This window comes from Streptomyces monomycini, assembly GCF_022271435.1.
In the GTDB taxonomy this organism is placed as follows: Bacteria; Actinomycetota; Actinomycetes; order Streptomycetales; family Streptomycetaceae; genus Streptomyces; species Streptomyces monomycini.
Genome location: NZ_JAFIQY010000001.1, coordinates 271,897 through 292,991, shown reverse-complemented (window position 1 = coordinate 292,991; position 21,095 = coordinate 271,897). Strand labels below are relative to the sequence as shown.

The window sequence follows — 21,095 nt, the reverse complement described above, 5'->3', positions numbered from 1 at the left end:
AACCGGAGAACACGAAAGGGAGGTCCTTCCTTGCCGATCACGCGAGATGACGTGACCGAGCACTTCAGAATGCGTGCCGCCACCTACGACCGGTCCAGTTCCTGGTGCACCGACCAGGGGCTCGGCGAGATCGTCCTCGGCCTCGGCTCGCCGGCCCCCGGCGACCGGGTCCTGGACGTCGCCTGCGGCACCGGTCTGGTCTCCCGCCTCTTCGCCGGGCGGGTGGCCGAAGTGGTCGGCCTGGACCTCACCGCGGAGATGGCGGAGCAGGCCGCGCCCTTCCTGGACCGGCTGGTGGTGGCGCCGGCCGAGAAGCTGCCGTTCGACGACGGCGAGTTCGATCTCGTGGTGTGCCGGCAGGGCATGCAGTTCATGGACCTCCCCGACGCCGTCGAGGAGATGGTGCGGGTCGTGCGCCCCGGCGGCCGGGTCGTCCTGGTGAACCTGTGCGCGTACGGGCCGCACGACCGGGACACGTACTTCGAGATCCTCCGGCTGCGCAACCCCGTCCGCCGCCACTTCTTCCTTCCGGAGGACCCGGCGGACCTCCTGCGCGGGGCGGGCTGCGACCCGGTGCGCACCCGCCGCCACATCTCCGCCGAGGACGTGGACGTCTGGTCCGACAACGGCGCCATCGGCCAGGAGCGGCGCGAGGCGATCCGGGCCGCCTACCGGGACGCCACCGAGGAATTCAGGTCCCTGCACGCGGTCCGGGAGGCGGCCGGCCGCATCGTCGACCACATGCTGTTCGTCGTGGCGGCGGGGACCAAGCCGGCCGCGACGGGCGGCGGAGCCGGTGAGGAGCCCCATGACACAGCCGAGTGAGAGCCTGGCGGCCGAACTGCGCGCGGTGTTCGCGGCGGAGGCCACCACCGCGCTGCGCTACGCCTACTTCGCGCAGATAGCCGAGACGGAAGGCCACACCCAGGTCGCGGAGCTGTTCACCGACCTGGCCGACAGCATCGTGTGCGCCGCGCACGGTCACCTCGACGTCCTGCGCGACGTCACCCCCGCCACGGGCTTCCGGGACGTGGGGGACACCCCGCTGAACCTGGCCTCGTCCGTGACGGCCGCGCTGGAGCAGTCCGGTGAGGCCTACCCGCGTCTGACCGCCGCCGCACTCGACGAGGGCGGCGCGGACCTGGCCAGCTGGCTCACCACGCTCATGGCGCTGAAGAAGAAGCACACGGCCCGGCTCGACGCCGCGCTGCAGGAGATGTCCCGGCACTCGGACGAATCCGCCGGTGACCCCGCACTCACGGGAGCCCGCCATGACCGATGATTCGCGGACGGCCGCGGCCGTCACCTACGACGCATCGGCGATCATGGTCTTCTCCGGGCTGGAGGCGGTACGCCGCAACCCTTCGATGTACATCGGCTCCACCGGTCCCGACGGCCTGCACCACCTGGTCTTCGAGCTGCTCGACAACGCCGTCGACGAACACGAGGCGGGCCACGCCCGCGAGCTGTCGGTCACCCTGCACACGGACGGCTCCTGCACGGTGGAGGACGACGGGCGGGGCATCCCGGTGGACGTCCACCAGGACACCGGCCGCCCGGCGTGCGAGGTCGTCCTCACCACCCTCCACGCGGGCGGCAAGTTCGGCGGCTCGGCCTACAGCCGTTCGGCCGGACTGCACGGCGTCGGCGTCTCCTGCGTCAACGCCCTGGCCGAGTGGCTCCGGGTGGACATCCGGCGGGACGGGGTGCACCACTACCAGGAATACTCCTGCGGCGAACCCCTGATGGAGCTGACGAAGGCCGGAGCGGCGGAGGGCAGCGGCACCCGCGTCACGTTCCGGCCGGACGCGCGGATCTTCGACGCCTGCGCCTTCTCCGTACGGACCCTGACCGAGCGGTTGCAGGAGATCGCCTTCCTGCACCCCGGACTCACGGTCGCGCTGGCGGACGAGCCGACCGGCACCCGGGCCCGCTTCTCGTTCGCGGAGGGGGTACGCGGCTTCCTCGCCCACCTCAACCGGGCGGCCTCCGTGGTCCACCCCGAGCCGATCGTGGTCGACGCCACCGGCGACCACAGCGCCCTGGAACTGGCCTTCCAGTGGACGGAAGGCTACACGGAGGAGATCCGCAGCTTCGTCAACGGAGTCCGCACCGACCAGGGCGGCGCCCACGTCGACGCGGTCCGCTCGGCACTGGCCCAGGCCATCAACCGCTACGCCACCGCGCGCGGCATGCTGGACGCGCACCTCGGGGAGCGCATCACCTCCGTCGACGTCCTCGAAGGGCTCACCGCCGTCGTCTCCTTGCGCATGGACGACCCGCGCTTCGACGGGCAGACCAAGAAGCGGCTGCAGAACCCCGAAGTGGGCCAGGTCGTCCAGGAGGCCGTCGACAGCGAGTTCAGCCGCCGGATGGAGAAGGACGAGGAACTGGGGCGGCGGATCGTGGCCCGGGTGCTGGACGCCACCCGCGCCCGGCTCGCCGCCCGGCTGGCCGGCCGCACCGCCCGCGTGCAGCGGCGCGATCTCGCCATCGACTACACCGTGTACCAGCGGCAGTTCGGTATCCGCTCCCGCAACTGGCACGACTCCTGCGCCTGGCTGACCGACGGCGACCTGCTCGCCCGGCACGCCGCGCTGTGCGAGGTGCCGGCCGACGCCCGGATGCTCGACGTGTGCTGCGGCAGCGGTGTGGTGGGCGCCTCCTTCAAGGACCGGGTCGGGGAGACGGTCGGACTGGACATCACCCCCGAGATGGTCGCCCTGGCCTCCACCCGGCTCGACCGCGTGGACCAGGGCACGGTCTACGACCTGCCCTATCCGGACAACTCCTTCGACCTGGTCGTCACGCGCGAGGTACTGCACCTGCTCCCGCAGCCCGAGCGCCCGGTGTCGGAGATCTTCCGGGTCCTGCGGCCCGGCGGGCAGTTCATCGTGGGGCAGATCGTCCCGTACGCGGACGAGGACGCCTTCTGGATGTACCGCGTCTTCAAGAAGAAACAGCCGCTGCTGCACCAGATGTTCCGTGAGGAGGATTTCCGCTCCCTGCTCCTCGGCGCCGGATTCCAGGACGTCCGGATGACCGAATATCTGCTGTGGGAATCCATCGACCAGTGGATCGACACCCACGAGACCACCCCGGCGCATCGCCGGGAGATCCAGCGGCTGTTCTACGAAGCGCCGCGCGAGGTGCGTGAAGCCCACCCGTTCGAGGTGCTGGCCGACGGGTCCATCAACGACCAGTGGCGCTGGTGTGTCTATTCGCTGCGGAAACCGCGGTGATGGCCGGATGACCACGCATTCTGTCAGTGCGCCGCAGGGGCTCGCCACGTTGCACGAACGCCTGGAAGCGCTGCGGCCCCTGCGCGGCCCTGCCGTGCCGGATTTCCTCGGCAGGGTCGGCGAGGTCGTGGTGCTCGCCTGCAGTTCCCGCGGTGGCTCCAGCATGGTGGCCGAGATCCTCCGGTACTCCCGTGAGCTGCTGCATTTCCAGGCGGAGACCAATCCCTTTCTCCGCCTGGCCGGGCTCGGCCACCCGGAGAGCCGTACCGGCTCCGACGCGCTGGGCGCCGAGCACGCGACCGCGTTGGAACCCTGGGCGCGTTCGGTACTGGCCGAGGAAATGGCGCGGGACGCGGGGAGCGCGGCCCAGGAGCGCGACGAGAACCAGGTCTGTGCCGACATGGCCTGGCGGCTGATCGTGCAATGGCCGGAACTGCCGCTGGAACCGCTGGAACTCGTCGAGACGGTCCGTCGCGCGTGGCGCGCACGTCCGTACCGCCGGTCCGCGGACGCGCCGGAGGGATCCCACGAGGCCAGGTGTCTGCTGGCCGTACTGGAGGAACTGTCCGAGCGGGGCCTGCCGGTCGATCCGCGGTACTACGACCTGCCGAAAGAAGCCGAGCGCGGGAATCCGTTCGTGGACACCGGACCACGGGCGCCGGGGGACTTTCTCGTGGAGGAGCCACCGTTCGTCGTGGCACGTCCCTGGCGCCGGGCGGACGCCGCCGACCTGCACGACAAGCCCCTGGTCGTCAAGACACCGAGCAATGCGTATCGCCTGCCTTTCCTGCGGTCGCTCTTCCCCAACGCTCGCTTCCGGGTACTGCACCTGACCCGGAATCCGGCCGCTTCCGTCAACGGTCTCTACGACGGGTGGCGCCATCATGGTTTTCACGCGCACCGGATGGAGAAACCGCTGGGCATTCACGGGTATGCCGAGCAGAACGAGGACAACCAGTGGTGGTGGAAGTTCGACCTCCCACCCGGCTGGGAGGAGTACACCGGCGCGCCACTGGCCGAAGTCTGCGCGTTCCAGTGGCGCAGCGCCCACGAGGCGGTGCTCGGTCATCTCGGCGACGCTTCGATCGACCGTATGACCGTCCGTTTCGAAGACCTGACCGCGGGCTCGGCGGGCCGGATCGCCTCTTTCGAGAAGATGGGCGAATGGCTCGGTGTCCCCCTGACCGGTGCATTCCGAAGGGCGGTGCACCACGGCATCCGGCCGGTCGTGGCGACCGCACGTCCGCGAGGGTGGCGCTGGACGGAGCGCGCGGCGTTGATCGAGCCGGCCATCGGCCGGAAAACCGCGGACATGGCCGAGCGCCTCGGCTATCGGGACCGGTCGGAATGGAGATGATGCCGCTGGCCACGTGGCTGGCCGGCTACATCCGCGATGTGCCGGACCATCCGTATCCCGGTGTGCTGTTCAAGGACTACGCCTCTCTACTGGCTGACCCGATTGCGTTCACCGCACTCGTGGACGCACTGGCCGACGTGTGCCGCAGCCGCGAAGCCACCATGGTCGTCGGACTCGAGGCCCGCGGATTCGTGCTGGGCGCGCCGGTGGCCGTACGGTCCGGGCTGGGGTTCGCGGTCATCCGCAAGAGCGGCAAATTGCCCGGCAGGACGTTCCGCCGAGTGTACGAACTGGAATACGGGACGGACGAGTTCGAGCTCCAGTGTGACGCCCTGGGACCGAAGGACCGGGTGGTCGTGGTCGACGACGTGCTGGCGACGGGCGGCACCGCTCTGGCGGCCGCCTCCCTGGTCGCGGAGGCGGGGGCCGAGGTCGTCGGCGTGGCCTTCATGCTGGAACTGGGGGCGCTGTCGGGGCGCCGGCGGCTGGCACACGACCTCGACGGGGTGCCCGTGGACGCCGTGATCGATGCGTAGGAGACGGAGCCGATGCGGGCAGCGGGCGAAGAACGGGCCTCCACGGCCACCGGCGCGGCCGGGCCGGGCAGCGGGGGCCGCCCTCCGGTCCGTTCTCTGGCCTACCTCGACGTGCTGGAGTCGGAGGCGGTGCACATTCTGCGCGAGGTGGCCGGCGAATTCGAACGGCCGGTCATCCTCTTTTCCGGGGGAAAGGACTCGATCGTCGTACTGCACCTGGCACTGAAGGCTTTTGCCCCGGCTCCTCTGCCTTTTGTGCTGTTGCACGTGGACACCGGCCACAATTTCCCGGAAGTCCTCGCCCACCGGGACCGTACCGTGGCCCTGCACAAGCTCCGGTTACAGGTCGCCTCGGTGCAGCGCTACATCGACGACGGGCGGTTGCGCGAGCGACCGGACGGCACCCGCAATCCTTTGCAGACGGTGCCGCTGCTGGACGCCATCGCGGCCGGCCGGCACGACGCGGTGCTCGGCGGCGCCCGGCGGGACGAGGAGAAGGCGCGCGCCAAGGAACGGGTGTTCTCGCTGCGGGACGACTTCGGCGCGTGGGACCCCCGCCGGCAGCGGCCGGAACTCTGGCAGCTGTACAACGGGCGGCACGCCCCCGGCGAACATGTACGCGTCTTCCCGCTGTCCAACTGGACCGAACTGGACGTGTGGCACTACATCGCCCGCGAGAAGGTCGAGCTTCCGGCCATCTATTTCGCCCACACCCGCACGGTGTTCCGCCGCGACGGCATGTGGCTGTCACCGGGGGAGTGGGGCGGGCCGAAGGACGCGGAGACCCTGGAGCGGCGGACGGTGCGTTTCCGGACGGTCGGCGACATGTCGTGCACCGGGGCGGTGGACTCCGACGCCGGGACGGTCGAGCAGGTCATCGCCGAGATCGCGGCGTCACGGCTGACCGAACGGGGGGCCGGCCGGGCGGACGACCGGATGTCCGAGGCCGCGATGGAGGACCGCAAGCGCGAGGGCTACTTCTGACGTGCCGCCGGCAGCCGTCCGCCGACGGAATCGGAGGTGCTGAGTGGTATCGCCGGAGTGTCCGATAAAAGGACCTTCGGTGACGCATCGGCGATCGTCGGACAGAAGGGTGGCGTGAATTCAACGTATTCGGCGATTTCCGGAATGCGGCAGAAGTGAAAATGCTAATGTGTGCCGATGTATTTGCACGAAGATGAGACCCTGCGCATCGAACGGGCGCTGGGGCAGACAGTGAAGTCGGCGGAGCGAATCCAGGGGCGGGGTTACACGAACAATCGCCGCTGGATCGTCCGCCTGGCCGACGACCGGACCGCGTTCGTCAAGCACGCCGACGACGCCGTCACCGCCGAGTGGCTGCGCAGGGAGTACGAAGTCTACGACGCGCTCCGTCTCGACGTGGTGCCGCGCGTGCTCGGGTGGCACGACGACGGGGAACTTCCGGTGCTCGTCCTGGAGGACCTCTCCGACGGCGAGTGGAGTCCGCCCTGGTCGAAGGGGAAGATCGACGCGGTGCTCGCGACCTTGCGGGCGGTCGCCGGGCACGAAGCGCCCCCCGGGCTGCCGACGGCCCGCTCCACCCACATGGGCGAGGACAACTGGCCGGAGGTGGCGGCCGATCCGAAGCCGTTCCTGTCCCTGGGGCTGTGCTCCGCCGCCTGGCTGGACCGCGCGCTCCCGGTACTGCTCGAGGCGGCGCGCCCGGAGCAGCTGGACGGTGACAGTCTGCTGCACCTGGACGTCCGCAGCGACAATCTGTGCTTCCGCGAGGGGCGGGCGTTCCTGTTCGACTGGAATCACGCCGCGGTCGGCAACGCGCAGTTCGACGTCGCCTTCTGGCTGCCGAGCCTGCGACTGGAGGGCGGACCGGCTCCGGAGGAGGTGGCTTCCGTCCCGCCGGAACTGGCCGCGCTGGTGGCCGGCTTCTTCGCCGCGCGGGCCGGGCTGCCGCTGATTCCGCAAGCGCCGATGGTGCGGGACATTCAGCGGCGTCAGCTCGAAGTGGCCCTGCCCTGGGCCGCCAGGGCCCTGGGGCTGCCCGCGCCGTCCTGAACGGGCGATCAGTGCCGCCGAGGGGCCCACGATTTCGCGTGCGGCTCCTCGGCGGAATAGGTGCTGACGGCCGGTGCGTATGACGCTTGACGCTCCGAGAGGCGCGTCGTTAGCCTGCTGGGAAATCGAGCAGGGGACCACCTTCGGTGCACGTGCGGGAAGTGCGCGGCAATTCTCGTCGTACGACGGTCAAAGGCCTGCCCGTCTGCTCGCCCGTCGATCCGGCGATTTCTGTTCCTCAGCACCGCTGCTGCCGATTCCGGCTGGACAGGCGTCCGGCAGGACGTGATCGGTGCGGTGACGACAGAGAGGGTAACCATGCGGGTTGTCATCATTTTTCCGCACGTTGGGTACTGCACGGGATGGCGCCCGCACTTGGCGACGGAAGTCAAGAACGGTTCGACCTACCACATCGCGCAGGCGCTGACGTACCTCTACAGCATCGCCCGGCACTACACACCGGACGCCTGGGTCGTCGACTTCAACTTCGGTACGTACGAGGAGAACATGCAGCGGGTCCTGGACCACCGTCCGGACGCCGTCCTGATTTCCTCGACGGTCAACTCGTACGACAGCACGCGTCAGATCGCCGTCGACATGTCCCGGCGTTCGCCCGCGAAACTCTTCGTCGGCGGGCCGGCGGTCAGCTCCAACCACTTCCTGCGGCCCGACCTGCTCAAGCTCGAAGCCGACTGCGAGTTCGTGGTGACCAACCGGGACATCTTCGCGTGGGCGAAGCAGGTGTTCGGCCGGGTGGACGACTTGAAGTTCCGTACCTTCCGGCCGGACAACTCGTGGATCGGCGAGACCTACGCGCCCGAGGTGCGGGACAAGATCCGCTACACGGTCGTCACCAGCATCGGGTGCACGTACAAGTGCACCTTCTGCCTGAACCCCATGGTCTACAAGATCAACTACAAGGACCCCGAGGTTCTGCGGGACGAGGTCCGGTATCTCCAGACGGAGTACGGCGCCGACGCGGTGTCCGTGGCCGACCCGTTCTTCTTCATGCGGCAGCAGCACGCCGACGAAATGATGGACGTGCTGTCGGAGGCCGGTATCGCCTGGTCGCAGCAGACGTGCCTGGTGACGCTCACCGACGAGAACCTGGACCGGATGGCCGAGACGGGATGCCACTCCGTCCTCGTCGGTATCGAGAACTTCACCAGCAAAGAGATCAACAAACCGGTGGAGGTGGAGAGCTTCGAGGACCGCCTCCAGTTCGCCGCCGCGCGGGGCATCTCCATCAAACCCAGTTTCATCTCGGGTCTGCTCGACATCGACTACGAGGCCGACCTCGGCCAGATCGACTACATCCGCAGCATCATCAGCCGAGGACTCGTCCCGAACTACCACATTCAGTCGAACATCTACACGCCGTACATTCCGGACGCACGCGACCGGCTGCTGGACATACCGTTCCGGTTCTGGGGCGTGATGCCGGTGACGGCCCAAGACGAAGATCACTGGAAAAGGAATCTCCACCTGTGCGACATGATCTACGAGTCGGTGTTCCCGGAGACGGCTCAGCGGTACCAGGAGGTCCGCAGCGAGTATCTGGACATCCTGGACCGGCAGGAGACGATGTGGCTGAGCCACCGTCCGGTTCCGCCGGTACCGCCGGAGAAGCGCATTCATCTGCTGACCTCGGGCAAAGTCCGGGTGTGACGGCCCACATCGTCTGGGACTGGAACGGCACGCTCTTCGACGACATCGACATCAGCGTCGCCGCGGCCAGCGCCGCCTGCCGGGCCGTCGGCGGCGGGGACATCACGCACGAGGCCTACCGCAGGGCGTTCACCCGCCCGGTACGCAGTTTCTACACGAGCCTGCTGGAACGGACGTTCACCGACCTCCAGTGGAAGGCCATCGCCGAGTGCTATCACCAGACGTACCGGAAGCTGCTCGACCGGGCCCGGCTCCGGGAAGGCGTCGCCGACATCCTGGACAGCCTGGCGGGCGCCGGCGTCACCCATTCCCTGCTGTCGATGGGGGAGCACGACGAGGTGGTCGCCCTGCTCGAACGCGAGGGCCTGATGTCCCGTTTCCTGGTCGCCGAGGGGATGGCCCGGCAGCACCGCACCGAGAGCAAACAGGCCATGCTGGCGCGGCACCTGGACGCCGTACGGGAGCGGCATCCGGCCGAGCTGAGCGTGGACCGGGTGCTGCTCATCGGTGACACCCTGGACGACAACGAAGCGGCCGTCGCGGTCGGCGCCTCCTGCGTCCTGCTCGCCGACGGCTCGTACGACCCGGAGCGGGCGGCGGCCGTCGCCGTACCCGTCGCCGCCAGCCTCAGCGCCGCGGCCGAACTCGGCCTGCGAGCGATCTCGGCCCGCCCCGGCCCCGCATGACGGCCGCTGCCGACAGCCCACGGCGAGCCGGGCGCTGACCGCCCACGGCGTGCGGCCGGCGCCTGACGGCAGCACCGCGGCCGTGGCCGGAGCAGCATGCGGCGCCCGTCCCGCCCCCGTCCAGGGGGCGGGACGCTCCGCATCACCGACAGCGTCGTGGCGAGTGGTCCGACCCCGCCTGAGCGAGAGGAAACACGCCCGTGAGCGTTCCCCAGCCGTACGACCATGTCGTGTTCATATCCCTGGACTGCCTGCGCAGCGACGGCGTGGGAGCCAATCCGCACAAACTCTGGCCACTGCGGTACCCCGACCTGCGGGCCCCCGCCACACCCGTCCTGGACGACCTCGCGCATTCCGGTGCCTTCTTCACCAACGTCATCGCCTCCGCGCCGTACACCTCCGCCGCCCACGCCACGGTATTCACCGGGCAATATCCGGCGCGCCACGGCCTGCACGCCTTCTACGAGGGTTTCCTGCGCAGCCCGTCGGTGTTCACCCACGCCCGCCGCGCCGGCCGCCAGACCCTCATGAAGGTCGACTTCCCCGTCATCCTCGGCGACCAGCTGGGATTCACGGCGGACATCGACACCTACCTCGTCGAGGAGGACCAGAAGTTCATCGACGCCGTGCTCGCCACGGAGACGTCGCTCTCGCTGGCCCACTTCGCCGGTATGCACATGCCGTACGGCTTCCACAACCTCCGCTTCGGCGGCTCGGCCTACCAGGAGAAAATCGCCTGGATGGAGAGCCTGCTGCCCGCGGAGGTGCCCCATCAGGTCGACGAACTGAACGAGACGTACCGCACGCCGGCGGACATGGCGCTGTTCCTGCGGTACAAGCGGGCCATCAACTACCTCTACGCCGCGGGTAAGTACGACACCCTCTTCCAGATGTACCTGGACGGGATCGAGTTCTTCCTCAAGAGCCGCTTCGAGCCGTTCCTCACCCAGCTCGTCGACCGGGTGCGCCAAGCAGGAAAGACCCTGCTGCTGGTGCTGTTCGGAGACCACGGCCAGCAGTTCGAGGACGACTCGTACGGCAACTTCAACTCGCTGGAGGAAGGCGTCCTCCGCATACCGCTGATCATCGCGGGAGACGGGGTCGCCCAGGGCCGGCACCTGCGCCGTATCCGGTCCGCGGACATTGCGCCCACGGTCATGGAACTGGCCGGGATCGAAGTTCCCTGGCGTGGGCTCTTCGACGGGGAATCCCGCGCCGGCGTGGTACGGGGAACGGCCGGGCTCACCGAGGACGCGCCGGCGCTGGCCCAGGCGTACACCTCCGACGCACGGCAATTCGTGCACTACCAGAAACGCCAGCGCGCCGGTGAGGACCCCGGGGCGTTGCCGCACGTGCTCCTGGGCGAGAGCGCTTACCTGGACCGCACCAGGCTGGTCCGGCTGAACTACCGCTACACCGACCAGATGAGCCGTCTGACTCCGGACCGACGGGTACGGATGGAACACTTCGACGACAACACGATTCCCCACGTCCGGGAAGGCGCCCCCGACCCCACTTTGCTCGCCGTGCTGGACGACTACAACCGGTCCCTGGGGCCGGCCCGGAACAACGCCCCGCCGGACTCGGTACGGGAAGGCCTGCGCAGTCTCGGGTATCCGCTCTGACGGCATTTCCGCCGCCGTAACGGTCCGTGGTTACGGCGCGTGCGGCAGCGGATTTCGACGAGCGCACACCGAGACTACGTTTCCCCCGGTCAACGACGGCGCGTAGCCGGTGGTTGACCGGGACGACCTCTTCTGCCCGGCCGACCCTTCCCCTCGGTCAAGGTTTCTTCGCGCGCTCGCCGACGAGCGGAGCCGGAGTGCTGTCCTCAGGGGCCTTGACCAGCAGGGTCAGCAGCGGTCCGGTCATGGCTGTGGTCGCGATCGCCATGATGACCATCACGGAGTAGAAGGACCGGTCGATGATGCCGGCGTCCAGGGCGACAGCGACGATCACGATTTCGGTCAGTCCCCGCGTATTCATCAGCAGGGCCGTGGGCAGCGCCTCCCCGTGCCCGATTCCGGAGATCCGGGCGCCCACGTACGCACCGCCGATCTTGGACAGCATCGCCGTGCAGATGATGAGCGCGATGACGGCGACAGCCGACACACCGACCGCCGAGAGGTCGACGTTCATGCCGGCCAGGAGGAAGTAGGGCGGCAGCATGAGCTGGCCGATCTGATTCATGCTGCGGGGGACCGATCCCCGCAGCTCCGCCATCTCTTTGCGCGGCATGACGGCGCCGAACGCCAAGGCGCCGAAGATGAAGTGGATGCCGAGCCATTCCGTGGCCGCGCACGACAGCATGAGTCCCAGAAACACGGCGGAGACGAGTCCGGCACCCGTCCGGTTCCGCCGCAGGCTCGCGCGTACCGCCGCCCTCAGCAGCGGCCGCGCCATGACCAGCAGAACGAGATAGAGCGGCAGCAGTAGGACACGCACCTGACCCGTTCCCCCCGCGTAGGCCACCACGCCCGCGAGACAGACCCAGGCGGTCAGATCGCCGACCGCGGCCGCTCCGAGGGAGAGATTTCCGACGGGCGTGCCGCTCAGCCCGCGGTCCGCGAGAATTCTGACGAGTACGGGCAGTGCCGTCACGGACATGGCGAGGGCGACGAAGAGGACGAAGGCGGTGCGCTGCGCGGGGGCGTACTGGTCGGCGAGAAAGAGCGCCACGCCCGCCCCCAGAGCGAGCGGGCACAGAATCGAACCGATGAGCAGCCCCAGTGACCCGGTCGCCCGGCGGTACAGCATCGACAGGTCCAGTTCGTAACCGGCGGCGAACATGAAAGCCGCCAGACCGATGTCGGCGACCACACTCAGCAGTGGTTTCACCTCGCCGGGCAGAATGACCGCGACCAGGTCGGGGGAGAGGACCATGGGACTGGCTAAGAGGCCCGCGCAAATCTCCCCCACCACCCGCGGCTGCCCGACCAGACGGGCCAGCCAGCCGAAGAGTTTCGCACAGCCGAGAACGAGTGCCAGGGCCAGAAAGAACTGCGAGAGGGTGGTTCCGCTCATCTAAGCGACTCCAGGTCCGGGACGGGCGCTTCGCGCGGAGTGCGAGAGGGGCCGTGCGGCGCGATCGGTCCGACGTGGGGAAGGGGGAGCATCGGGAGCCGTGGACCGACGAGGGTGCGACCTGAACGCTCACGATGCCCGGAAATCCGTCATCCGCGCGCTGCGCACACACTCCACCGACCGCATCTCATGAGAGGCGTGACGCTTCGTAGGAGCTCTTGAACCGTTATACGGTCATCGCTGGATATACGCCAGAGTGGTCGGCGACCACCCCGGCAGAAAACGGCCTGAATCCGACCCGCAGCGGTGAGGGCGCGCCCTTCCCTTCTCCACTTCTCCCGGCCACCGATTGTTTCCGCCCGCCAGCCCCCGACCATGGTGGAGTGCACCGCACATCTTCCAGCCTGACCTGGGCAAACGGAGAGGCGTAACGGATTCGGCGAGCAGACGTAAGAGACGGTGGGGGTTTCGGCCTTCGCCCACGTACCCAGGAGACGCCCCTCCATGAGCGCCACTTTCACCGTACCCGCGGCCACCGCGCAGTCCGCTGCGCCGTTCTTCCCCGCGACCGCCACCCCCGCGCCCCCCAGGGGAGGCCGCCGCGTGCCGTCCACGCTGTCCTCCACCATCCCGTCCCCGGCCTCGGACGCCGCCTACGAGGCGGCGCACGAGACACATCGCCGGTTCCGCCACGGCGTCTACTCCGTGGAGTGCCCGACCTGCCATGTCCCGGCGGGCGAACGGTGCTTGCTCCGCCGCGCGGTGCACGCCGCGCGTCGCGAGGCGTACTGGCTGGCTCACTCCAGCGCCACGCTGGTGCCCCTGCTCGTGGCGGGCGCCTGAGGGGCGCCCTGCGATCCCTTCGGCGCGGTTCAGGCGGTGGCGGCCCGCCAGATCTGTACCGGGCAGTACTGACCCGCCCTGCCCAGAGCGGCTTCATGGCCGGTGGGTGCGGCCAGTACCTCGGCTCACCGTCGTGCTCACCTCCGACGCGGTGCTCCACCGGAGTGTTCCGACCCAGTGGTGTCCGGTGACGGTGCCTCCGCAAAAAGAGGTTGGCCGGCCGCCGCGACCACTGCTACGTTTCCGTCGGCCGTGCGAGAGAACGAGGAGGTGGTACCCGTGAACGCAGTATCGACATGGGTGCTCCCCTCCGGGGTCACGGTCGGGTGACAGGTCGCCCGGGAGCGCCGTCCCAGAGCCCTCCCGAAAGGCACGACCATGCACTTCACTTCTGAGCAACGCCTCGACGACGGTGTCCTCGTACGCGAATTCACCCTCGGCGAGATCCCCGGCACCCTGTGGACACCCGAGTCCACCGCGCCGGTCCCGCTGATCCTCATGGCCCACAACAACGGCCTGCCCAAGAGGGAGCCCCGGCTGGTGGCCCGGGCCCGGTACACCGCGTCGTGCGGTCACGCGGTCGCCACCATCGACGCCGCCGGGTGCGGCGACCGGCCCCGTTCCGCCGCCGACGAGCAGGCACGCGCCGAACTCCGCCGGGCGATGCGGGCCGGCGAGCCGACCGACGACATCTTCGAATCCTTCATCGGTCCGCTGGTCGAAAAGGCGGTCCCGGAATGGCGGACCACCCTGGACGCCCTCCTCGCGCTGCCCGGGATCGGCGGCCCGGTCGGGTACTCGGGGTGGGCCGCCGTCGGCATCCGGCTGGCGGCGGTCGAGCCGCGCATCGCGGCCGCCGGTCTCTTCGCCGGCGGATACGTACCGCGAGCCCAGCGGGAGGAGGCCCGGCAGGTCACCATCCCGCTGCTGCTCCTGCTCCAGTGGGACGACGAAGGGAACCCCCGGCAGCGGGCCCTGGACCTGTTCGACGCCTTCGGCAGCAAGGAGAAGACGCTGCACGCCAACATGGGCGGGCACACCGGCACTCCGTGGTTCGAGGCGGAGGGCAAGGGCCGGTTCTTCGCACGGCACCTGACGTGAGGCCGGGGCGGTAGGCCCCTGGCAGACGGTGAGCGGGGCCGGCCGGGACGCCGTTCACTGAGGACAGGTACCGGCTCCCCACCACGGGCAGCACGGGCCCCTGCCTACCCGGTGAGGGCCCGTGCTGCCCGAAGCCTGGCCCTCAGGGCGGGGTACGTGTGCCGCCTGTCCCCGCCCTGCCCCTGCCGGAGGCCGCGGTGCCGCGGGAATACGATTGGCGCCGCGGTGTCAATCGTGGACCATTCCGTCGACTCCGGGCTCCTGGACACCACCGTCGAGAGTTTCGACCGGCACTTCGCCGTCAACGCACGCGTCACCTGGCTGCTCATCCGCGAGTTAGGGCGCCGCTTCACCGCGGCGCGGGGAACCGGCCGGATCGTCAGCCTCACCAGTGCTCACATCGTCGGCAACCTGCCCTACGGGGCGAGCAAGGGGGCCCTGGATCGCATCACGCTGGCCGCCGCCCACGAACCCGCCCACCTCGGCGTGACCGCCAACGCGATCAGCCCCGGGCCCGTCGGCACCGGCTGGATGCCCGAGGAAGTGCGGGAGCGCTGTGTTCGCAGCACCCCGCTCGGCCGGCTGGGCACTGCCCGGGACACCGCGCCCCTCGTGGACTTCCTGTGCTCCGAAAAGGGCGAGTGGATCAACGGTCAACTGCTGATGAGCAACGGCGGCCTCGCGTAGACGCCGAAGTCTCCGTCGTCAGGCGCCGATCGGAATGCGGAGCACCTGCCCCGGCACGATCACGTCAGGGTCCGTCACCTGATCCGGATTCGCCCGGACGATGCGCTGGTAAAGGGACGGGTCGCCGTAGAACGCCTTGGAGATGGACGACAAGGTGTCGCCCCTCACCACCTTGTGCTCGCGGTACCCGTAATAGCCGCGGACGATGCGCGGTCCGTAAATCACCGGTACGGACACGAGGTTGATCTCGCTGCCGTCCTTCGGGCTGATCTCGAAGACCTGGACGATCAGCCGGTCGAGCTTGAATGCGGCCTGCCCGACGTCGGCCTGGACCTGGAACTGCCCGTGCTCCCCGGAGCCGCCCCCGGCATTGAAGTGGCCGCTGACCTCGTCGTGCCCGTCGCCTACGCGGTACTGCAGCGTGGCCTCGAAACCGGTGCCGACACCGCTGATCTGTACCGGATTGCCGACCAGGTCGAGCTTGCGTGGTTGATCGATGCGGTTCGTCATGGAACCTCCTCGGCGGAAGGCTGTCAGGCCGTACTCTCGGGACTGCTGCCGATGGCGTCAAGCCGGTGCTCCGTCAGGGGTGGTGAAGGCGCCACATACGTCGTGCACATGCTCTGCGTACGGTGCGGAAAGCCCGGGAGGGACGTACTCCTCGCCGTCCGTCGAGCGAGCTCACCCCCGAGTGATTTTTCCGAGCTCGTAGATGACCCCGCCTACGATGCCGAGTCCGAACCACTTGAACATGCTGGGAGGGAAGCCCCTGCTGTGGCCGGTCCCCATGCCTGACCGCACGACGCCCAGCAGTTCCATGCCGAACATCGCCGTGCCGATCAGCATGGCGACGAGGCCCACCATCATCACGATTCCGCCGGATTCTCGCAAGGCTCTCCCCCCTGTATGCAAGCAGCTTGCCGTGGGCGGGCGGCTATCCAGAGGCAAAGAGACAGGTCGGCAGCCGGGGCCGCTGCGGGGGGCGCGTGGTGGACGGTGGCCCACGCCTCGCGGCCGCCCGCGACGGGGCCGTACTGCGTACCGCCACTGATCTGTACGCCTTCGTTGTGCTCCTCGGCACCGAGCTCACGCACGCTGACGGCCGGAGCGTGGTTGACGGCATAGCCGTCGCGGACCAGCCGGCGGTAGCGGCCGCGATGGCGCATGGCGCCTGCCAGCGCGGCGCAGCCCGGGACGGAACACCCGGTCGCCGACGGTCAGCCGGTGCAGGGCGTCTCCCGGGTATTCGCAACCCCGACCGAGGGCCTGAACCGCGACGCTGATCGCCTGGTGCAGCTCAGCGGCGTTGATCGGCCGAGGCATGGCGGGACGACGGTGGCCGCACCGGCGCCTGTTCCGATGAGCCGCAGCAGTGCGACCGTCAGGAGTGCCGGCCGGGTGGCACTCCAGTGCCCGGAGAACACGCCGAGCGCCAGTACGCCCAACATCGCCAGCCCCGCCAGGAACGGGGCACGCCGGGCCCGCAGACATTCATGAAGAACCCGTACCAGGTCGGTGCCGGGCGATGGCGCGGGCACCCGGTAGGGGTGCTCGATCAGCTCCACGATGACGGCACCGCGGAACGTACGGTCCAGGCAGCCGGCGGCGCACAGGTAGCGCGTTGCGGTGCCGCGCGGGGGCCCGGCGTAGTGCTCGATCAGCTGACGTGAGGGAGCCGGCGGATCGGGCGGCCGACGAGGCTGGGGCGGTACGGCGGGCAGGCGCGGTCCGGGGGAGGGGCCGGGCCAGTCGGAACTCGTCGCGAACCCCCGTTCGCGCGCTCATGCGCCTACTGTTGATCACAGCGGGTGATCTGCCGCAGGTGGAGGGGCATGGCCAGGGCTTCAACGCCGCTTGAGGTCCCTGGCCGCTGCCGGCACCTCGGGCGCGACACCCGGGGTACCGGGAATCCAGTTGCCGTGGAAGCCCGCCGGTATGCGGACAGGCACGTGGATCTCGGCAACCGGGGCGGCGCTGAGGTCGGCGGCGTCCAGGACGGCCAGGTAGCTGGTGCCGCGGGAGCGGTCGTGGGCGAACGTCAGGAGGTACCCGTCGTCTTCCTGGCCGGAAGAGGTGGGGGAGCGGGGGACGAAGACGGGCTCTCCACAGGTGTGGCCGGCGGGGAAGCGGTGGGTGCTGCGCCGGGCACCGTGGGCCAGGTCGTACTTGTAGATCTCGGTGTGCAGGGGCTCGGCGTCGAGGGTGAATCCGGCGGTGTAGCCGTAGCGGTGGGGCAGGCTGACACCGGTGTCGGCGATGCGGGGGTATTCGCTGGGAGTGTCGTCCAGCGGGGTTTCCGTGACCTTGCCGGTGGCCAGGTGGAGCACCCACTGGTGCAGGGCGGGCAGCCCACCGCTGAGGTCCTGCGGCCCCTGGCGCCACAGGGCCGGGACGCGGGTGCCGGTGAGGGTGACCGTCCCGTCGGTCTCGAAGGCGTTCATCGTGTGCCACACGTAGCAGGGCGCGACGTCGAACCACCGTACGCGGGCGTCCGCCCCGGTCCGGGGCAGGATGCCGAAGCGGGCGCGGTGTCCGTCGTCCCACCGCCAGGGCGGGCCGCCCGCGGCGGCCCGGCCGGCGTCGAAGACGACGGGCAGGTCCATGAAGACGACGTGGTGGGCGGTGAGGGCGAAGTCGTGCATCATGACTGCCCGCGGCAGGTCCACGGTCTGCTTCTGGAGCACTTCGCCCGCCGCGGAGGCCCGGTAGTAGGTCAGGTACGGCGGCCGGAGGCGGTAGCCGAAGAAGTGCAGTTCCCCGGTGCGGGGGCAGGTCTTGGGGTGAGCGGTCATGGGGGTGGTGAGCGCCCCGTCGAAGGTGAAGACCCCGAGGGTCGCCAGGTCGGGGGTGACCTCGTAGGGCAAGCCGCCTTCTTCGAGGGCGAAGAGCCGGCCGGCATGGGCGATCAGATGGGTGTTGGCGGTGGTGACGCGGTAGTCGATCCGTGAGGTGGCCGGGTCGAAGGCGAGGTCGAGGCGGGAGGCGCCCGGCTGTGCGTGCAGCGGGGTGCGTACGTAGCGGTTGCGGTACCAGGTGGCGTGGCCGTCGGCCAGTGCGACGGTGTGGAGCATGCCGTCACCGGCGAAATAGTGGGGTGACCAGCCGCTGCGCGGGTTGGGCCCGTTGCGGAAGTACTGGCCGCACAGTTCCCGGGGCACGGTGCCGGTCACCGCGCTCGGCCGGTGGGTGACCTCGGCCGCGACCGGTGCGTTGTTGCCCGAGAGGTGCAGGGGTGTGGGGGAACCCGATGGCATCGTCATCTGCGGTCTCCTGCCGTGGGGTGTGGCAGCCAGGGTCCCGCAGTCGGCATGCCGACGGCAGTCTTGTTCTTTTCGCGCGCGTCAGCCGCCGCCGTCCTCGCGAAGTGGTTCATCCGGAGCAGTTACAGCTACGGCGGCCACCCTGGCCCCGGCGCGCCCGACGGGCCCCACAGATCCGTACGGACCCCGACGGGCTCAGCGCCACGCTCCGGACAGGCGCCTGGTCACGACCGCGCTGAGTGTGCGTACGCCGCGTGTCGAGCCGGGGTCGATGCCGGTGAGTTCCCGTACCCGGCGGAGGCGGTAGTCCAGGGTGCGGGCGTGGATGTTGAGGGCGGTCGCCGTGGCGCCGCGGTGCATGTCGTGGCGGTAGTACGCGTCGAGGGTGACGAGCAGGTCCGGGCCGGAATCCAGTTGGCGGGCCACGTCGCGCAGCCAGGCGTCGACGAACGGCACGTCCACGACGGTGAGTTCGATGAACACGTCGGCCAGGGTGTGCGGCCGGAGCCGGGCGGATGCCCGGCGCAGCGGGGCCGCCCGGCTGATCCGGCGGGCCCGGTCGAGGGCGTCGGCCAGTCCGGGCGGCGGTGCGGTGGCGGTGCCGACGGCGCAGGGCCGGCCGAGGGCCAGGGCGAAGTCCTGTACGAGCTCGGACAGGGAGTCGGGGGTGAGCTCGGGCAGAAGGTCGGAATAAGCGTGCGGCGCTGCGGATCCGGCTCCCGCCGTGCCGGAAATCAAGGGGACCAGAGCGATCAGCTCACCGCTTCCGTCGCTGTATTCCCGGCCCCACATGACAGGCGTCCGGTGGCTCTTCACCAATGTCTCGATATCGTTTTTCAGAAAACGATCTGCGGCGGGGCGGACCGGCATACGGAACACCGTCACCACCCAGCAGTCAGGCAGCTCCATACCGACGGCCGAGGCGAGTTCCGCCGCTATGGGATCTCCGTTCAGCAGGGACCGGGTCAGCAAGGCGACTTGTTCGACGTACTGCCTCCGGCGGCGCAGTACCCGTACGAATCCCTGGCAGTAGGCGCCGATACCGCGGTCGCCCTGTGGGGCGAACCAGGTCATCATGCGCATGATTTCCTCGACACCGCCGCCACGCTGGGCCTCGGTCACCTCGTTGACCTCGCGCAGCATGAGCGCGGCGTGCAGCCCCAGGACCCGCTGCCGTGCGTCGAGCGACATCCCCGCCTCGGCCCGCAGCTCCCCCATCGACGCGATGTAGCCGAGGTCGGCTTCGGTCAACTCGCGGTTGTCCGGCGACAGTTCGACGGTGCGACGCCGGAGCCACAGCGCGTGCTCCAGCGTCCGGGCCCGGGCCCGGGAGTCCTTCTCCAGGAACCCGAACTCCGGGATCTCGCGCGTGTACGCCTCGACCTCCCGGCGGGCGTTGGCCGACGCCTGCCGGGCGAGTTCGACGAAGAGGCTCCCCACGGACACGAGCATGCCCTTCCGGACGAACCGGCCGACAGTCGGGATCCGGACGGTGTTCAGCACTGCGCGCAAAACGGCGGCGAGTACGCGACCGGACCTTTGTCACAGCGCGCAAAATTCCCGGACCTGAGCGTTCTCATCAGCTCTTCCGCTTGTGGAGGGGCCGTGAAGCAGTCTTAATGAGAACCGCATGTACGCCCGTGGGGGAACACCGCGACAGTCATTTCTGGGCGCGGCCCAGGAATGATTCCGGTCGTCAGTACGGGAGTACGGGCGGGCGCACGAGAATTCCCAGCCGGCGCCACACCATGACGCTCGCTCAATCTGGAGGGATGCTCCGATGAAAGCAGGCACGCGCAAAAAAATAGTGGCGACCATGGTTGCCGTGGGCACATCGGCAACGCTCATGCTCGGCATGGCGGGCACCGGTACGGCGGCGCCCGCCGTCCCCAGCCTGCGTGCGTACGGCATCACCGGCGACGGCACCCTGATGGCCGCGTTCAAGACCGACCGGCCGCAGGTCCTCGACTGGGTCCGGGCCGTCGAGGGCCTCGTCGGCGACACGAGCCTGGTCGGCATCGACTTCCGGGTGCAGGACGGCCTGCTGTACGGGGTCGGCAACAAGGGCGGCATCTACACGATCAAGATTCCGACGGGCGACGAGGACGTCCTGGTCACCAAGGTGTCCCAGCTCCAGTACGACTTGCGCGGCACGGCGTTCGGCGTCGACTTCAACCCGGCGGCCGACCGGCTCCGTGTGATCAGCGACAACGGGCAGAACCTGCGGCACAACCTCAACAACCACACGACCGTCCAGGACCAGAACCTCACCTTCCCGGGGGAGGAGGGCACGGCCAAGGGCATCACCGCCGCCGCGTACACGAACAACGACCGCAGCGCGGCCACGGCGACCGCCCTGGCCGACGTCGACACGACCAACGACCAGGTCGTCCTCCAGTCCCCGGCCAACCAGGGGACGCTCGCCCCGACCGGCAAACTCGGCGTCAACGCCGGGCTCAACGCCGGCCTGGACATCTACAGCACGCTGTCCGACGGGCAGACGGTCGACAACGCCGCCTTCGCCTCCCTCACTCCGAACGGCGCGGGCAACCCGTCGCTCTACAGCGTCAACGTCCTCACCGGCCAGGCCACTCCCATCAGGCAGTTCCCGCTGAACATCACGGACCTGGCCGTCTCTCTCACCGGCACCTGACCCC

Annotated in this window: 20 protein-coding genes; 14 read left to right on the top strand and 6 right to left on the bottom strand. The window is 69.3% G+C overall.

Going from position 1 to position 21,095, the window contains the following annotated elements:
* The first annotated feature begins 30 nt into the window (after nucleotides 1-30).
* From JXZ78_RS01220 to JXZ78_RS40615, 10 genes are all read left to right on the top strand, one after another.
* Nucleotides 31-825, top strand: a complete 795-nt coding sequence (locus tag JXZ78_RS01220) for a class I SAM-dependent methyltransferase (RefSeq protein ID WP_238782599.1) — start codon at nucleotides 31-33, stop codon at nucleotides 823-825.
* Nucleotides 809-1,282: a ferritin family protein gene (locus JXZ78_RS01215; protein WP_050502351.1), complete on the top strand. Its 474-nt coding sequence runs from the start codon at nucleotides 809-811 to the stop codon at nucleotides 1,280-1,282. Before JXZ78_RS01220 ends, JXZ78_RS01215 begins: the two co-directional genes overlap by 17 nt.
* Nucleotides 1,272-3,242, top strand: coding sequence for a methyltransferase domain-containing protein (locus tag JXZ78_RS01210; protein WP_050502352.1), 1,971 nt, complete (start codon nucleotides 1,272-1,274; stop codon nucleotides 3,240-3,242). The genes JXZ78_RS01215 and JXZ78_RS01210 overlap by 11 nt, the downstream gene beginning before the upstream one ends.
* Before the next feature lie 7 nt (nucleotides 3,243-3,249).
* Nucleotides 3,250-4,599 carry a sulfotransferase family protein gene (locus JXZ78_RS01205; protein WP_030019547.1) on the top strand — a complete coding sequence of 450 codons (1,350 nt, stop codon included), beginning with the start codon at nucleotides 3,250-3,252 and terminating at the stop codon, nucleotides 4,597-4,599.
* The gene (locus JXZ78_RS01200; RefSeq protein WP_030019548.1) at nucleotides 4,596-5,135 is read left to right on the top strand and encodes an adenine phosphoribosyltransferase; all 540 of its coding nucleotides are present in this window, start codon (nucleotides 4,596-4,598) and stop codon (nucleotides 5,133-5,135) included. The genes JXZ78_RS01205 and JXZ78_RS01200 overlap by 4 nt, the downstream gene beginning before the upstream one ends.
* Before the next feature lie 12 nt (nucleotides 5,136-5,147).
* A complete protein-coding gene (cysD, locus tag JXZ78_RS01195; RefSeq protein WP_030019549.1) occupies nucleotides 5,148-6,119 on the top strand; it encodes a sulfate adenylyltransferase subunit CysD in 972 nt (323 codons plus the stop codon).
* Between the two features lie 177 nt (nucleotides 6,120-6,296).
* The gene (locus JXZ78_RS01190; RefSeq protein ID WP_030019550.1) at nucleotides 6,297-7,169 is read left to right on the top strand and encodes an aminoglycoside phosphotransferase family protein; all 873 of its coding nucleotides are present in this window, start codon (nucleotides 6,297-6,299) and stop codon (nucleotides 7,167-7,169) included.
* Nucleotides 7,170-7,544: 375 nt separating this feature from the next.
* On the top strand, nucleotides 7,545-8,837 hold the full coding sequence (locus JXZ78_RS01185; protein WP_030019551.1) for a B12-binding domain-containing radical SAM protein: 1,293 nt from the start codon (nucleotides 7,545-7,547) through the stop codon (nucleotides 8,835-8,837).
* The gene (locus tag JXZ78_RS01180; RefSeq protein WP_030019552.1) at nucleotides 8,834-9,523 is read left to right on the top strand and encodes an HAD family hydrolase; all 690 of its coding nucleotides are present in this window, start codon (nucleotides 8,834-8,836) and stop codon (nucleotides 9,521-9,523) included. The genes JXZ78_RS01185 and JXZ78_RS01180 overlap by 4 nt, the downstream gene beginning before the upstream one ends.
* 200 nt (nucleotides 9,524-9,723) lie before the next feature.
* Nucleotides 9,724-11,148, top strand: coding sequence for a sulfatase-like hydrolase/transferase (locus JXZ78_RS40615; RefSeq protein ID WP_030019553.1), 1,425 nt, complete (start codon nucleotides 9,724-9,726; stop codon nucleotides 11,146-11,148).
* Nucleotides 11,149-11,305: 157 nt separating this feature from the next.
* Here the strand turns inward: JXZ78_RS40615 and JXZ78_RS01170 are convergent, their stop codons facing one another.
* Nucleotides 11,306-12,547, bottom strand: coding sequence for a cation:proton antiporter (locus JXZ78_RS01170; protein WP_030019554.1), 1,242 nt, complete (start codon nucleotides 12,545-12,547; stop codon nucleotides 11,306-11,308).
* 504 nt (nucleotides 12,548-13,051) lie between these two features.
* Here JXZ78_RS01170 and JXZ78_RS01165 point away from each other — a divergent pair.
* From JXZ78_RS01165 to JXZ78_RS01155, 3 genes are all read left to right on the top strand, one after another.
* Nucleotides 13,052-13,390 carry a zinc finger domain-containing protein gene (locus JXZ78_RS01165; RefSeq protein ID WP_030019555.1) on the top strand — a complete coding sequence of 113 codons (339 nt, stop codon included), beginning with the start codon at nucleotides 13,052-13,054 and terminating at the stop codon, nucleotides 13,388-13,390.
* 378 nt (nucleotides 13,391-13,768) lie between these two features.
* Entirely contained in the window at nucleotides 13,769-14,491 is a 723-nt protein-coding gene (locus tag JXZ78_RS01160) for a dienelactone hydrolase family protein (RefSeq protein WP_030019556.1), read from the top strand.
* A gap of 213 nt (nucleotides 14,492-14,704) precedes the next feature.
* Nucleotides 14,705-15,178 (top strand): SDR family oxidoreductase, encoded by a 474-nt coding sequence (locus JXZ78_RS01155; RefSeq protein WP_372498387.1) that lies wholly within the window; start codon nucleotides 14,705-14,707, stop codon nucleotides 15,176-15,178.
* Nucleotides 15,179-15,196: 18 nt separating this feature from the next.
* Here the strand turns inward: JXZ78_RS01155 and JXZ78_RS01150 are convergent, their stop codons facing one another.
* From JXZ78_RS01150 to JXZ78_RS01135, 5 genes are all read right to left on the bottom strand, one after another.
* Nucleotides 15,197-15,688, bottom strand: a complete 492-nt coding sequence (locus JXZ78_RS01150) for a Gmad2 immunoglobulin-like domain-containing protein (RefSeq protein ID WP_030019558.1) — start codon at nucleotides 15,686-15,688, stop codon at nucleotides 15,197-15,199.
* A 171-nt stretch (nucleotides 15,689-15,859) separates the two neighbouring features.
* Nucleotides 15,860-16,048: a hypothetical protein gene (locus tag JXZ78_RS01145; RefSeq protein WP_238782598.1), complete on the bottom strand. Its 189-nt coding sequence runs from the start codon at nucleotides 16,046-16,048 to the stop codon at nucleotides 15,860-15,862.
* 216 nt (nucleotides 16,049-16,264) lie between these two features.
* On the bottom strand, nucleotides 16,265-16,669 hold the full coding sequence (locus JXZ78_RS41285) for an AbeC-like domain-containing protein (protein WP_505016621.1): 405 nt from the start codon (nucleotides 16,667-16,669) through the stop codon (nucleotides 16,265-16,267).
* Nucleotides 16,670-17,022: 353 nt separating this feature from the next.
* Nucleotides 17,023-18,438 carry a carotenoid oxygenase family protein gene (locus JXZ78_RS01140; RefSeq protein WP_050502353.1) on the bottom strand — a complete coding sequence of 472 codons (1,416 nt, stop codon included), beginning with the start codon at nucleotides 18,436-18,438 and terminating at the stop codon, nucleotides 17,023-17,025.
* 195 nt (nucleotides 18,439-18,633) lie between these two features.
* Nucleotides 18,634-19,878 (bottom strand): PucR family transcriptional regulator, encoded by a 1,245-nt coding sequence (locus JXZ78_RS01135; RefSeq protein ID WP_030019561.1) that lies wholly within the window; start codon nucleotides 19,876-19,878, stop codon nucleotides 18,634-18,636.
* Between the two features lie 376 nt (nucleotides 19,879-20,254).
* Between JXZ78_RS01135 and JXZ78_RS01130 the strand changes: the two genes are divergently transcribed.
* Nucleotides 20,255-21,091 (top strand): DUF4394 domain-containing protein, encoded by an 837-nt coding sequence (locus JXZ78_RS01130; protein ID WP_238782597.1) that lies wholly within the window; start codon nucleotides 20,255-20,257, stop codon nucleotides 21,089-21,091.
* Nucleotides 21,092-21,095: the final 4 nt, after the last annotated feature.

Bases quoted from the DNA above. Each gene is read 5' to 3' on its own strand.
- JXZ78_RS01215 (WP_050502351.1), top strand. From the start codon at position 809: ATGACACAGCCGAGTGAGAGCCTGGCGGCCGAACTGCGCGCGGTGTTC.
- JXZ78_RS01210 (WP_050502352.1), top strand. From the start codon at position 1,272: ATGACCGATGATTCGCGGACGGCCGCGGCCGTCACCTACGACGCATCG.
- JXZ78_RS01205 (WP_030019547.1), top strand. From the start codon at position 3,250: ATGACCACGCATTCTGTCAGTGCGCCGCAGGGGCTCGCCACGTTGCAC.
- JXZ78_RS01200 (WP_030019548.1), top strand. From the start codon at position 4,596: ATGATGCCGCTGGCCACGTGGCTGGCCGGCTACATCCGCGATGTGCCG.
- cysD (WP_030019549.1), top strand. From the start codon at position 5,148: ATGCGGGCAGCGGGCGAAGAACGGGCCTCCACGGCCACCGGCGCGGCC.
- JXZ78_RS01190 (WP_030019550.1), top strand. From the start codon at position 6,297: ATGTATTTGCACGAAGATGAGACCCTGCGCATCGAACGGGCGCTGGGG.
- JXZ78_RS01170 (WP_030019554.1), bottom strand. From the start codon at position 12,547: ATGAGCGGAACCACCCTCTCGCAGTTCTTTCTGGCCCTGGCACTCGTT.
- JXZ78_RS01165 (WP_030019555.1), top strand. From the start codon at position 13,052: ATGAGCGCCACTTTCACCGTACCCGCGGCCACCGCGCAGTCCGCTGCG.
- JXZ78_RS01160 (WP_030019556.1), top strand. From the start codon at position 13,769: ATGCACTTCACTTCTGAGCAACGCCTCGACGACGGTGTCCTCGTACGC.
- JXZ78_RS01150 (WP_030019558.1), bottom strand. From the start codon at position 15,688: ATGACGAACCGCATCGATCAACCACGCAAGCTCGACCTGGTCGGCAAT.
- JXZ78_RS41285 (WP_505016621.1), bottom strand. From the start codon at position 16,669: ATGTCTGCGGGCCCGGCGTGCCCCGTTCCTGGCGGGGCTGGCGATGTT.
- JXZ78_RS01140 (WP_050502353.1), bottom strand. From the start codon at position 18,438: ATGACGATGCCATCGGGTTCCCCCACACCCCTGCACCTCTCGGGCAAC.
- JXZ78_RS01130 (WP_238782597.1), top strand. From the start codon at position 20,255: ATGGTTGCCGTGGGCACATCGGCAACGCTCATGCTCGGCATGGCGGGC.